The sequence below is a fragment of the Microcoleus sp. S13_C3 genome (genome assembly GCF_036700905.1).
Classification (GTDB): Bacteria; Cyanobacteriota; Cyanobacteriia; order Cyanobacteriales; family Microcoleaceae; genus Microcoleus.
This window is the reverse complement of the sequence record NZ_JAUBPT010000195.1, coordinates 1,338-13,781: the sequence shown is the minus strand read 5'-3', so window position 1 is coordinate 13,781 and position 12,444 is coordinate 1,338. Positions and strand designations below refer to the sequence as shown.

Here is a 12,444-nt window from a genome sequence, read left to right as displayed (position 1 = left end):
ATGCCCCATGCCCCATGCCCCATGCCCCATGCCCCATGCCCCATGCCCCATGCCCCATGCCCCATGCCCCATGCCCTATGCCCCATGCCCCATGCCCCATGCCCCATGCCCCATGCCCTATGCCCCATGCCCTATGCCCCATGCCCTATGCCCCATGCCCCATGCCCTATGCCCCATGCCCTATGCCCTTGTCAATTATCCATGCGCGAATCAGTTCGTTTATCTGTTCTGGTACTTCGTCGTGGGGACAGTGACCAGCTTTGATAAAGTGTTCTGTTAACTGCGGATAGTGTTTGCGAAATTTAGCGCTTCTTTCTGTGGAATTCATCCACGGATCGCCTTCTCCCCACAGCATTAGCAACGGGCAGGTTAATTGACTAAGTAATACGTCAATTTTTTCGCCTTGGGGTGTTCGGAATACGGAGGCGAATACTTTGGGGGCACCGGGATCGCAGGAGGGAAGGTATATTTCTTCTACTAATTGGTCTGTGACGGCGCTTTGGTCGAGATATACTTTTTCTAGGGTTTTCCGAATTGTCGATCGCTGGCGCACGTACTGGAACAGCAGAAAACTTGCCCAATCTTGCTGAAATAAGGTTTTAGCTACTGCAGATATGGCTTTTTGCAAGGGCGGGGCTTCGGGTGCGGGCTGCGGTTCGCTGAAGGGGCCGGCGCTGTTGATTAATATGAGTCCGGCTGCTGATTCGGGGCGCCCGGCTGCTACACACAAGGCGGCGTAGCCTCCGAGGGAGTTGCCGGCTAGTACGGCGGGCCGGCCGATGATGTTGGTGATAAAATCGTGGAGTTGGTCGCGCCAGAGGTCGCCGCTGTACTGCAATTCGGGTTTTGCCGATCGCCCGAATCCGATCAGGTCGATCGCCCACACTTCAAAGTCTTTGCTCAGGCCGCTGATATTTTTGCGCCAGTGGTCTGTGGATGCTCCAAAACCGTGAATTAACAGCAGGGGAGGGCGTTCTGGATGCCGATCGCTGGATCGAACGTAGTATACTGAATGCCCTCGCCACTGCCAGTAAGTGCCAGCTATGGGGGCTGCGGTTATGGCTGGGGTTGCTTTCATAATGTAAAGAAATAATTATTTACTTTAACTATTGTATCGCGACATTCAGATTTATATAGTTGGAACAACGCCCCGGAGTTTCGCCCGCAAAGGATTGGTCAATTTTGGCGAGTTGAGATATCGCGATCTCCCGCACTCAGAATTAATAAGTTTTGTAACAAATATTGATTTTGTGAGGGGTGCAGCAATGGGAGATATTTGGCCCGATCGCATTTGGGAAAATAAATCGGGTTTGGGCTGCAACATACCTAGGTATGATGATTTGGCTGTTTGGCGGCAAAAGCAAGTTCTGGGCGATGGCGCTTACCCAGGGGCTGCGAGGGTCGAACCTGATGGGCGAGGGTGAAGGGATCGACTTTTTTATAGTTATTTCCGAGCTTTTCAAGGTGGGGATCGTTTGTTAGGTAGCTGTTGACGGCTTAGGGGATGCAGCTAGCCGTTTGGTTGCTAGTTGGCAAAAGTCAAACTCAAAAATTTCGCTGCTAGGAGAACTTATAAGTAAAATTACTGATGGTTCTCTGCAGAAGTTTCTCAGAATCGCTGAATATTTTGTGACGTTGTTTGCTGTTCTTAATTGCTTTGATACTCTAAGATAGAAGTAGAGCAGCGCAGCTCAATTAATTAGCATTTTGAATACTAGGGAGCCAACTATGCAGGGTGTGAACTTTATCCACCTGAAAGTTAGGGAGTTTTCTGAGTGATTGCTATTTCACCTCGTCCCGTCGGACGCAATTGGATTACGATTAGCTTCGCTTCTACTCTATACCTTTGTCCTATTTTGGATCTGCTCCTAGCAGAAGTGCCAGATTTCTGGCAAGCGGAATTGCGGTTGGGGCTTCAAGAAGCTTTGGTAAATGCTGCTAAGCATGGAAACAAATTAGATCCCGGTAAAACTGTTGGAGTCCGTTTTTCGATCGTCCAAAACCAATATTGGTGGGTGATATCGGATGAAGGTTCTGGCTTTAAGGCTCCTTGCAGTTGCAACCTTTATACCGATGATTGCGACAGTCTCCTCGCAGAGGATGTTGCAGATAACTCTGGACTACCCCATGTGGAACAGGAATGTGGTAGGGGGTTGTTTATTCTTTACCAAATATTTGATCGGGTAGAGTGGAATTCTGAAGGTACAGAGTTACGGCTGTGCAAAGAACTTGCTAGTCCCTACCGACTGCCTCGCTTGCGCTAGCACCGCTATGAAAGCAGCAGTTTTCACCTCAGCTACACCTGGAAAATTTTTCGTTTTCGGGCTCAAGCTTGCAGTGAGAATTTGAACGCTATGGCTATTGATAGCTGATCATAATGCAAAATGTGAGTTTTGAGTTAAAAAAGTATAAATCTTTTGAACTCACAATCGCGCTACTCGATCGAGTGGCGCGATTGTCTAAGTTTTGAGCGACTACTCAAGTCAAAACTCAAAACCGCGAAGCCTTACGAAGAACGAAGCAATCTAATTATTTGCCGTGGGTGGGACAGGGAGGAGCAGATATCGATCGATCCAGCCATCCTGCTGCTTGGTTTAAGCGCGGGAGAGCTTCTTCGGGCTGTTTTTTGAGCAAAAAGACCAAAGCGGCCGCAGCTTGCTCGCAGGCCCGCGCGGAACGGTTGGCTTTGAGGCGGTGCCAATCTTTTTCGCCGATGGCGAGGCGCGCGGCGAGAGCTTGGGCGAGTTCTACCGTGCTCAGCTCGTTGAGGTTGACAGTTTGGGTTGTTTGTGTAGTTTCAAGCATAATTGGCAATTATACGGATTGGCGGCCGTTTCTGAATTTAACAAATAATATACTGAACATAATAACAACTATAGCGGTTCGATCGCGTTGTGAGGTATGGGGGCGAGTCCTATGCCCACGGAGGCCTATGCCCACGGAGGCCTATGCCCTATTCCCTATTCCCTATGCCCTATGCCCGCGAGAGCACCTCCTGTTACTGAGAAAGGCTATAAATAGCGAATTGGTTTTTTTAAATTATTGTCAGGTTTGCAGATCGAAATGCCTCAACAGCCGTCAGAGTTAAATCCCGAAGAGCAAGAAAGTGAGTTTGTTCAAGCGCTCGCAGCCGTTGAGCGATCGCTCGCAGCAGTCAAAGAACGGTACACTCAAATTCAGGTCGATCGACAGCGCCAAGTCGAACTCGGCCATCGGCGCGAAGAAATCCGCCAGTCGGGGCGCCGAAATCCATTGCCGGAACTCAAAAAAGAATTGCGGGAAATTGAGCAAGAATTGGAAACTATCGAGTTGAATTTAGAAAGCAGCCTGTTTTCGTGGGGAAGCATAAAACAACCTTTTTGGCAAGCAGTTCGGTTTGGGGGGCTTGGCATTTTGATCGGTTGGATTTTGAAATCCTATGCAGGTTGAAGGATGTTGGGAGTTACAATTTTTGATTTTTTTATTTACCGCAGAGGGCGCAGAGGGCGCAGAGGAAGAGAAAAGAGAGAAATATGGTGCAAAATATTAAATAAACAGGAGTGGATATTATGACAAATCAACGAATAGCAGCGATTTTGCGCGCAGGTGAACCAGAGGAAACTGTAACTGTTCAAGGCTGGGTTCGCACTAAGCGCGAATTGAAAGATTTTGCCTTTGTCGAAGTCAACGACGGTTCGGCGATGGCTAACTTGCAAGTAGTCATAAATTCCGATTTGCCAGACTTTGAAAATGTACTGAAACAACTGAATACAGGTGCATCTCTAGAAGTGTCGGGAGTGCTGGTAGCATCTCCAGCAAAAGGACAGCGAATTGAGTTGAAAGCCTCACAAGTACAAGTTTACGGCGATGCAGACCCGCAAACTTATCCGCTACAAAAAAAGCGCCATTCCTTTGAATTTTTGCGGACAATCGCGCATTTGCGGCCGCGCACAAACACCCACGGTGCTGTTTTTCGAGTCCGCAATGCTTGTTCGGCGGCGGTACACCAATTTTTTCAAGAACGCGGTTTTTTGTGGGTTCACACTCCGATTATTGCTGCTAGCGACTGCGAAGGTGCGGGGGAAATGTTCGCCGTTACCAACTTTGATTTAAAGAATGTGCCGCGCACTGATTCGCAAGAGGTTGATTATGCTAAAGACTTTTTTGGAAAGCGCGCCTATTTAACAGTTAGCGGGCAGTTGGAAGCGGAAGTTATGGCGATGGCTTTCGGCAATGTTTACACTTTTGGGCCGACTTTTAGAGCTGAAAATTCTAATACTTCGCGACATTTGGCTGAGTTTTGGATGATTGAACCGGAGATGGCTTTCTGCGATCTGCAGGGAGATATGGATTTGGCTGAGGCGTTTTTAAAGTACATTTTTAAATACGTTTTGGAGCGTTGCCCGGAAGATATGGAGTTTTTCAATGAGCGCATTGACAAGACGGTTTTGGCTACTGCTGAAAATATCATTAATAATCAGTTCGAGCGGATTACTTATACGGAGGCGATCGCACTTTTGGAAAAAGCAGACAAAAAGTTTGATTTCCCGGTAAGTTGGGGTTTAGATTTGCAGTCGGAACACGAGCGTTATTTGGCGGAAGACTTGTTTAAAAAGCCGACAATTGTTAGCGATTATCCCGTCGGGATTAAAGCATTTTATATGCGTTTAAATGAGGACGAGAAAACCGTGCGAGCAATGGATGTTTTGGCTCCTAATATTGGGGAAATTATCGGCGGTTCGCAGCGGGAAGAAAGGCTGGATGTGTTGGAGCGGCGCATGGAAGCGCAGGGTATGAATAAGGAGGAATTGTGGTGGTATTTGGATTTGCGCCGCTACGGGACTGTGCCTCACGCTGGGTTTGGTTTGGGATTTGAACGGTTAGTGCAGTTTATGACGGGCATGGGGAATATTCGGGATGTGATTCCGTTTCCGAGAGCGCCTTTGAGCATTGATTTTTAGCTGAGGATTGTTTGTAGTGAGGACTTTATTGCTATCGTGTTTTATAAGGACTAAAGTCCTCACTAAAAACACCTTATTTTGTGGTACGTTAACCCAGAACAGTTATCGGACATGGGTAACTGTCTAGCCATTTGCGCTCCGAGCCTGAACAAGCTGGTAATTGAAAGCCATCGCCACAACGGTAGACTAACTCTGAATGGTGGGCATATAATACAATATCTGCTATCTTGTCCATTTTTAAATCAAAGGGGATAATAATGAGTTCATCAGATACAGCGATTTATGGGACGCAGTTTGGAGTATACCTCTGGTCTATTCTAATTTGTGTAAATAAAGAGTGTGGTTTCGGTTCATTTTCTACGCTTATGCCTTATCCTCCTGTTGAGGGGCGCTCCCTTGAATTTTATAACACTCCAGAAGGCGATTTTTTAGGAAGTATCATTAAGGTTAACGAAGCAGTCAGTTTCGCTCCGTGTGAGGTAATCCAGCCAAATAAAGCTTTTGGTATGCCGAAATAAATTACAGTCAAACCTTCAATAATTCAATTTCAAGTATGGGTTGGTGTGACAAACTCTAGTCAGTTAGGTAGTTTCGGTATTCCAGAGCTTTAGTAATCGAGTTCTTCAGCAAGATAGCAGTAGGGTGTGTCGCCATCAAAAATTAAAAAATTAGAGTGACAATCTCATAGTGACGCACCAAATAAGAGGCTGGTGCGTCAAACTAATCATGCTCAAGTCGCTGGGGGAATTGTGATATCAACAGATTGCACTTTTACGGAAGTTCCCAAACTCGATAACGGCGGTTGAATTGCTGCCGTATTTCCCACTACTAATGTTACCAGATTCTCCGGTTTCAAGTAAGTCTTGGCTACGCGCTGCACGTCGGCAACTGTTGCTGCTTCGATGCTGCGGCGGTAGCGAAAAATGAAATCTTCGGGATAACCGTAGTATTCGTAGCGCATTAATCGCGACAAAGTTTGACTGGGATTTTCAAATTTGAAGATGAAAGAATTCAGGGTGGAATCTTTAGCAAAAGCTAATTCTTCCGGGGTAATTGGTTCGGTGCGGATACGATCGATCTCGGCGCGAATTGCCTGGATAAACGGTACTGTGGCATCCGATCGCGTTTGGCCTCCAGCTACAAACACCCCCGGATAGTCAAACCTCGGACTCCAAGCTGCGTATACTGAATAAGCTAAACCTTGGCGCGATCGCACATTATTAAACAAACGACCACCGAAACCGTTGAGAACCCCATTCATCACGTCCAAAGCACCGTAATCTGGACTGCTGAGCATTCCGCCCAAATGTCCCATTTGCACGTAACTTTGGCTTAATTGCGGCTGATTTACCAAAAATATGCCGCCCCCATTTGCTGGCGATACCGTTGGTAGTGCAGGCACTTGTGCACTTTGAGTCGGTTGCCAGTTGCCGAATTTTTGCTCGACGAGCGATCGCATTTTAGCTGTATCAAAGTCGCCAGAAATACCCAAAATCATATTCTTGGGATGGAAATATTTCTGGTAGAAACTCACCAAATCGTCGCGGGAAATATTGGCGAGGGTTTTGTATTCTACCGTGCGCGCGTAAGGACTGCGATCGCCATAAATTAACTTTTGAAACTCGCGACCGGTAATATCGTCAGGATCGTCATTGCGGCGGGCGATCGCACCTTGAGTTTGGTTCTTCGCTAAATCCAACTTTTCCTTAGCAAATATTGGTTCCCGAATCACTTCTGCAAATAAGTCAAACACGGGTTCCAAATCTTCAGCTAAAGCACTAAAATTAGCGCTGCCCGAACTAACATCAATCCCCGTTTCTACCGAAGCTGCTCGCTGTTCTAGCAACTGATTTAATTCATCAGCCGTATGCCGACTTGTGCCGCCAGTTCGCATCACTTCTCCCGTCAAACCTCCCAGTCCAATTTTATCGGCAGGTTCAAAGCGCTCGCCCGTGCGAAATAGCGCCGTTCCCCCGACTAACGGGAGTTCCCGGTCTTCCATAAGATACACCCGGATGCCATTTTTCAGCTCGAAGCGAGTGTATTTAGGCAGTTTAATTTCTGCCAGCGGGGGAAATGTTAATTCGTCGTAGTGTTTGGGTGCCGCCGCAAAGGAAGGTAACAAATTAAACGTGCCCAGTGAAACAGTAAAAAAGCAAAGCGACAGCAGAAATAACTTTACTTTTTTCAGTCTCAATTTAGTCCTTTTCATTCTTTCTCCTAAGTTATACATTCTGACAAATGTTGACTGTTCGCTGTTGGCTGTTCGCGGGAAAGCTCACCACTGACAACAGATAACTGACAACTGACAACAGATAACTGACAATTGCCAACTGACAACTGCCAACTGCCAACTGACAACTGACAACTGACAACTGCCAACTGCCAACTGACTTCCTTAAAGCGGCAAAAGCTTACCAATAGTGCGATTTTCCGGGCGGAAAGTTGCCTGAGCGACACGCTGAATGTCAGCGGGAGTAACAGCCGCGATCGCCTCCAATTCCTTGAACAAATTTCGCCACGAACCGGTGTTTACTTGATAGTCCACCAGCGCAAATGCCATGCCCATATTAGAATTGAGCGATCGCAACAAATCGGCTCTCGCTTGAGTTTTCACGCGATCCAATTCCAAAGCAGAAACCGGCTCAGTTTTCAGGCGCTCAATTTCCTTGTTCAAAGCTGCTGCCACCTCATCAACCGTGCGGCCCGGAGCAGTTTGAGCGTAAAATAACATCAAATTCGGATACTTTTCCCCCGGATAACCGCTGAAACCTTGAGCAGCCAGCGCCAATTGCTGTTGTTCTACCAAAGATTTGTAAAGCCGAGAAGTGCGGCCATCGCTGAGCAAAGAACCAATCATTTCATAAACCGCATTGTCGGGATGATTCATCGCCGGTTTGTGGTATCCTTCCAAATACCAAGGTTGAGTTTTTAATTGCAGTGTGACTTCTTTAGTTTGCGTTTGGGGAGGTTCGACAAGTTGCAATTCTGGAGGGGTTGGTTTCGCCTTGTAACGGCCGAAATAAATTTGAGCGAGTCGCTTCACCTCCGAAGCTTTCACGTCTCCTACCACCGCTACAGTCAGCTTGCTGGGGACGTAGTGAGTGTCGAAAAACTTCTGCACGTCGCTGCGGGTGAGGTTTTTAATGTCTTCAGTGTAGCCAATTACCGGGCGGCGGTAGGGATGAGCAGAGAAAGCTTTGTCGGCAAAAACTTCAACCATTTGTCCGATCGGAGAATTTTCGGTTCGCAGCCTGCGCTCTTCTAAAATTACCTGTTTTTCTTTGTAAAATTCCCGAAATACTGGTTCTAGAAATCGCTCGGATTCTAGCGACATCCACAGTTCTAACTTGTTAGCTGGCAGGCTGTAAAAATACATAGTGGCGTCGGTGGAAGTAGCGGCATTTAGTCCGACTCCGCCTGCTTGTTCCACTATTTTGCCGAGTTCGTTGCGCTTGACAAATTGCGAAGCTTCGGCTTCAACTTTGTCAAATTCTGCTTTTAATGGGGCGACTTCTTCAGTTTTGCCGCTGGCCTTGGCTGCTTGCATTTGCTCGAAGAGTTGGTCTTGTTTTTCTAGCAGCGGCTTTTCGGCTTTGTAGTCGGTAGTGCCAATTTTTGGCGTGCCTTTGAAGGCTAAATGTTCGAGATAGTGAGCGACACCGGTTTGGCCGTCGGGTTCGTTGGCGCCGCCGACATCGGCGTGAATCAGAAACGATGCTACGGGCGCTCTGGGCCTTTCGAGTACGATGAATTTCATGCCGTTGTCGAGCTTAAATTCGCTGACTTGGCTGATTACTCGATCGAGCGATGGTTGAACAGAGACTGCTTGGGAGCCGCTAGCGGGGTTGGGGCGGGCGAGGGCGATTTCGGGGGAAAGTCCCCACCACAGCAGTACAGCAGCCAGCAGGGAGGCAATGAATCGAGTTTGGCGATCGGGCGATTCCCTAGGGGATAGCTTCGCTTCACGGGGTTTTTGGAACTGCGGGGTCATTCGATTTTAGATTTTAGATTTTGGATTGTGGAGTGTCACACAAAAAAATGTTTGTGCTCGGCCAGAGATTCTTTTCTCAGGATAAAGATTTTTGGAGGCATAAGCGATCTGTTGCGCCGCAGATGTTAGGCTGATACAGCAAATCTCACAAAGGGTCATTCGATTTTAGATTTTAGATTTTGGATTTTGGATTGTCAAACAAAAAAATGTTTGCCCTCAATGCCAGAGATTCTTTTTAAAACTTAACATCAATTAGTCCCTCAGTCCAGCTCCCGTAGTTCCAAGTAGCCAATTACCGATTGCAAAGCCATGCGAATTTTTAATCAGTCTCCTCCTTCTGAAACAGAAACCAAGAAGCGGATTTTACAAGCCGCTCAGCGGTTGTTTGCCCGCAGCGGATACGACGGCACGACAACTCGCGATTTAGCAGCGGCGGCGGGGGTAGCCGAGGGTACGCTATTTCGGCATTTTGATAATAAAAAAGCGATTTTGATTGAGGTGGCGACGGAAGGATGGGTGGAGTTGCTGACGGATTTGCTGACTGAATTAAGCGAGATGGGCAGTTACAAAGCAGTGGCTCAGGTGATGCGGCGACGGATGCTGAATATCCGCGAGAATAGCGACATGATGCGGGTGTGTTTTTTGGAGGCGCAATTTCACCCGGATTTGCGCGACAGAATTCAGTTGGAAGTCATCGGAAAAATGAGCGATGTTGCTGAGGCTTTTTTTGAAACGGCGATGGAAAAAGGAGTTTATCGGAAGATGAATCCGAAGATTGTCGCTCAGGTATTTTTGGGAATGTTTGCAGTCGCGGGTTTCAGTCAAAATACGATTATGGAGCCCAATGCTTCGCCGCAGGAAATGCAGGAAATGGCCGAAGGACTCGCAGATATTTTTCTGAATGGGGTTTTGCTGAAAGATGAATAATTAGACCAACAGGCAAAAGTTGTTATGAGTCAAATTTTGCACTATTCTATTCGGCCGCTAACGCAGGAAGACGAGCCTTTTCTGTGGAAAATGCTGTATGAAGCGGCGCACATGGCAGAAGAAGGTGAATCAACGGTGCAAGCGGTTGTGAATCATCCTTTAATTGCGAAATATGTCAAGAATTGGGGACGGGCAAACGATCTGGGTTTCGCAGCGATCAAATTGAACGGGAACCAGCCAGTAGGAGCCGCCTGGCTGCGTTTGTTTACAGAGGATGACAAGGGGTTTGGCTGGGTTGACAATACTATCCCGGAATTGGCGATCGCCGTTCTTCCAGAATATACAAATCAGGGTGTAGGAACGCAGTTGCTGGATCGTTTGCTGTCAGCAGCAAAAGTCTCTTATCGATCGGTATCCCTGAGTGTCAGAAGCTCGAATCGGGTCCTGAGTTTGTACGAGCGATCGGGATTTAAAGTAATTGAGGGAAGCGCGACAATCAACCGCACAGGAGGGACATCATTCACCATGAAAGGGGATTTTGACTAAGTGAATTATTACTCTATAAATTGGTACATTTGCTGTACCCACTTCTCCCGATTATTCTGCCATTCATCCGTCACTACTTCCCAAGTTGTATTGCTTTCAAGTTCCAGCAAGAGACTTGATACTTCTTCCAGCGTAGATGCTATATGACATTCTTCTACCCAACTTTCACGGATCATTTTCCAGAGACTTTGTACCGCTTCTCGCTGATAATTTGATTCTAATTCAACTAGCAATTTGGCTAGGTGTTTTTCGTCACTTGCTGCTGACACCTCGCTCATCCAACAGTCGCGACGTTCTTTCCATTCTTCCCTCACTGCGTCCCAGTTTAGGTGGGCTTGAAACTCTAACAGTAATTGGCTTAGTTCTACCATATTAAATTTTGTCTTGTTTGCAGTTTGTGCTATTTTTGTACAAATTTTATTGATTGAGAGTGTTGGTTTTTTATAGTGAGCAATTTTGCTGAGGCTTTTTTGGAAACGGCGATGGAAAAACAAGTTTATCCAAAGATGAATCCGAAGATTGTCGCTCAGGTATTTTTGGGAATGTTTGCAGTCGCGCCCTTCAGTCAAAATACGATTATGGAAGCGAATCATTCTCGGTAGCAAATGCAGGAAATGGCTGAAGGACTCGCAGATATTTTTCTGAATGGGGTTTGGCAGAAAGATGAAGAATTAGTCATTAGTCATTAGGAAATTATAGAGCCTGAAAACGCATATCTACAGGCTCTGACTCCTCGAAACTACTCGTTAAATTTGTGCATTTGCTGTACCCACTTCTCCCGCTTCTGCTGCCATTCATCAGCCATAGCTTCCGAATTTATATTGGTTTCAAGTTCCAGCAATAAACTTGATACTTCTTGAACAATCGATGCTCCCAGACATTCTTCTACCCAACGGTTGCGACGCTCTTGCCACTGAATATCAACCGATTCTCCCTGCAAGTTTGATTCCCATTCAACTAGCAATTCTGCTAGATATGTCAGGTTAACTGATGCTGCCACACCGCTAACCCAACTTGACCGGCGCTCTTTCCATTCTTTTTTCACTCCTTCCGATTTGAGGTTGCTTTCAAGCTCTAACACTAACTGATTTAGTTCTACCATCTTAAATGTTTGGTTTTTTGTAGTTTGTGCTACAATATTACCAAAATTTTCACTAAACAGAGTGTTAAGTTTTTTTTAAGATTGCGGGATCAGTGAAACTACAGAATAGATAACTGAATAATGAACGATGAATTTACTTTAGATATGCTAGACATCCCCAGCGGTTGGAGGCGGGGCGAAGGTGACTGGACAGGAGTAGCGGCGGCTCTTGCTAGAGGGGAAACTGTCGAAGTAATTCAAGAAGTTGGTTCTACTTTGTGGCAAAACAGTCTGCCAGAAAAACATTCTTTGTATTGGGAGGGGGAAATTTTATCAACTATCAAAGCCAGAATTTGGATTAGTTTCACCCAGAGAAGATTTTCGCCGGAATCTGCTTTACCAAAGGTTCAGTGGCATCCGAGAGTGTTGTGGGTAGGGATAGGTTGTGAACGCGGAACAGGGCGAGAATTAATCGAAACAGCGATTAAACAAGTATGCCGTGCTTATCATTTAGCGGAAAGTGCGATCGCAGGTATTGCTACAATAGACACTAAAGCAGGTGAAGTCGGGTTATTAGAACTTTGTCAAGCGCGAAACTGGCCGTTAAAAACCTTTGCTGCTGACATTTTAAGTTCCGTAGAAGTCCCCAACCCTTCAAATATTGTAGTCAAACAAGTTGGGACGCCTAGTGTAGCAGAAGCCGCGGCACTTTGTGCGATCGAACTAATATCTTGTACCATTCTCAAGAACAGGCAAGATGCCTGTTCCACAATTCTCAACAACAGGCAAGATGCCTGTTCCACAATTCTCAACAACAGGCAAGATGCCTGTTCCACAAAGAGTGAATCGGCTTGTGGGGTGGGCATCTTGCCCGCCCGTACAATTCTCAACAACAGGCAAGATGCCTGTTCCACAATTCTCAACAACAGGCAAGATGCCTGTTCCACAAAGAGTGA

The 12,444-nt window shown here is 46.6% G+C and carries 15 protein-coding genes and 1 pseudogene; 9 read left to right on the top strand and 7 right to left on the bottom strand.

Translation table 11 applies throughout. The features are described from left to right. Window positions 1-166: 166 nt before the first annotated feature. A complete protein-coding gene (locus QUA16_RS32445; RefSeq protein ID WP_333103066.1) occupies window positions 167-1,078 on the bottom strand; it encodes an alpha/beta fold hydrolase in 912 nt (303 codons plus the stop codon). A 31-nt stretch (window positions 1,079-1,109) separates the two neighbouring features. Here QUA16_RS32445 and QUA16_RS32440 point away from each other — a divergent pair, with 31 nt between their 5' ends. Continuing rightward, window positions 1,110-1,424: a hypothetical protein gene (locus QUA16_RS32440; RefSeq protein WP_333181643.1), complete on the top strand. Its 315-nt coding sequence runs from the start codon at window positions 1,110-1,112 to the stop codon at window positions 1,422-1,424. A 351-nt stretch (window positions 1,425-1,775) separates the two neighbouring features. After that, on the top strand, window positions 1,776-2,264 hold the full coding sequence (locus QUA16_RS32435) for an anti-sigma regulatory factor (RefSeq protein ID WP_333103062.1): 489 nt from the start codon (window positions 1,776-1,778) through the stop codon (window positions 2,262-2,264). Between the two features lie 265 nt (window positions 2,265-2,529). Here QUA16_RS32435 and QUA16_RS32430 read toward each other — a convergent pair whose 3' ends face one another. Beyond that, a complete protein-coding gene (locus QUA16_RS32430) occupies window positions 2,530-2,805 on the bottom strand; it encodes a DUF6439 family protein (protein WP_333103061.1) in 276 nt (91 codons plus the stop codon). Between the two features lie 258 nt (window positions 2,806-3,063). On the opposite strand from QUA16_RS32430, the gene QUA16_RS32425 reads away from it, so the two are divergent. The 3 genes from QUA16_RS32425 to QUA16_RS32415 all read left to right on the top strand — a co-directional run bounded on the left by QUA16_RS32425 (window position 3,064) and on the right by QUA16_RS32415 (window position 5,458). Then, window positions 3,064-3,429, top strand: coding sequence for a DUF2203 domain-containing protein (locus QUA16_RS32425; RefSeq protein ID WP_333103059.1), 366 nt, complete (start codon window positions 3,064-3,066; stop codon window positions 3,427-3,429). A gap of 119 nt (window positions 3,430-3,548) precedes the next feature. Then, window positions 3,549-4,940, top strand: a complete 1,392-nt coding sequence (gene asnS, locus QUA16_RS32420; protein WP_333103057.1) for an asparagine--tRNA ligase — start codon at window positions 3,549-3,551, stop codon at window positions 4,938-4,940. Between the two features lie 257 nt (window positions 4,941-5,197). After that, window positions 5,198-5,458 (top strand): hypothetical protein, encoded by a 261-nt coding sequence (locus QUA16_RS32415; RefSeq protein ID WP_333103056.1) that lies wholly within the window; start codon window positions 5,198-5,200, stop codon window positions 5,456-5,458. Window positions 5,459-5,670: 212 nt separating this feature from the next. On the opposite strand, the gene QUA16_RS32410 is transcribed toward QUA16_RS32415, so the two are convergent. The 3 genes from QUA16_RS32410 to QUA16_RS32400 are packed head-to-tail and all read right to left on the bottom strand — an operon-like array spanning window position 5,671 to window position 8,934. Beyond that, window positions 5,671-7,152, bottom strand: a complete 1,482-nt coding sequence (locus tag QUA16_RS32410; protein ID WP_333103054.1) for a pitrilysin family protein — start codon at window positions 7,150-7,152, stop codon at window positions 5,671-5,673. Window positions 7,153-7,160: 8 nt separating this feature from the next. After that, window positions 7,161-7,361 carry a hypothetical protein gene (locus QUA16_RS32405; protein ID WP_333103052.1) on the bottom strand — a complete coding sequence of 67 codons (201 nt, stop codon included), beginning with the start codon at window positions 7,359-7,361 and terminating at the stop codon, window positions 7,161-7,163. Beyond that, the gene (locus QUA16_RS32400; RefSeq protein WP_333103049.1) at window positions 7,339-8,934 is read right to left on the bottom strand and encodes a pitrilysin family protein; all 1,596 of its coding nucleotides are present in this window, start codon (window positions 8,932-8,934) and stop codon (window positions 7,339-7,341) included. The genes QUA16_RS32405 and QUA16_RS32400 overlap by 23 nt, the downstream gene beginning before the upstream one ends. Window positions 8,935-9,243: 309 nt before the next feature. Here QUA16_RS32400 and QUA16_RS32395 point away from each other — a divergent pair, with 309 nt between their 5' ends. Together QUA16_RS32395 and QUA16_RS32390 are read left to right on the top strand one after the other, a co-directional pair. After that, window positions 9,244-9,861 carry a TetR/AcrR family transcriptional regulator gene (locus QUA16_RS32395; protein ID WP_333083393.1) on the top strand — a complete coding sequence of 206 codons (618 nt, stop codon included), beginning with the start codon at window positions 9,244-9,246 and terminating at the stop codon, window positions 9,859-9,861. 24 nt (window positions 9,862-9,885) lie between these two features. Continuing rightward, window positions 9,886-10,407, top strand: coding sequence for a GNAT family N-acetyltransferase (locus QUA16_RS32390; protein WP_333103047.1), 522 nt, complete (start codon window positions 9,886-9,888; stop codon window positions 10,405-10,407). Window positions 10,408-10,415: 8 nt separating this feature from the next. Here QUA16_RS32390 and QUA16_RS32385 read toward each other — a convergent pair whose 3' ends face one another. Further along, window positions 10,416-10,778, bottom strand: coding sequence for a hypothetical protein (locus QUA16_RS32385; protein WP_333103045.1), 363 nt, complete (start codon window positions 10,776-10,778; stop codon window positions 10,416-10,418). Between the two features lie 75 nt (window positions 10,779-10,853). Here QUA16_RS32385 and QUA16_RS32380 point away from each other — a divergent pair. Then, window positions 10,854-11,096: pseudogene (locus tag QUA16_RS32380) on the top strand (TetR/AcrR family transcriptional regulator); the annotation flags it as partial. Window positions 11,097-11,146: 50 nt separating this feature from the next. On the opposite strand, the gene QUA16_RS32375 reads toward QUA16_RS32380, so the two are convergent. After that, on the bottom strand, window positions 11,147-11,509 hold the full coding sequence (locus QUA16_RS32375; RefSeq protein ID WP_333103042.1) for a hypothetical protein: 363 nt from the start codon (window positions 11,507-11,509) through the stop codon (window positions 11,147-11,149). Between the two features lie 120 nt (window positions 11,510-11,629). Here QUA16_RS32375 and QUA16_RS32370 point away from each other — a divergent pair. Further along, window positions 11,630-12,444, top strand: an 815-nt coding sequence (locus QUA16_RS32370) for a cobalamin biosynthesis protein (RefSeq protein ID WP_333103040.1), incomplete at its 3' end; no start/stop codon positions are given.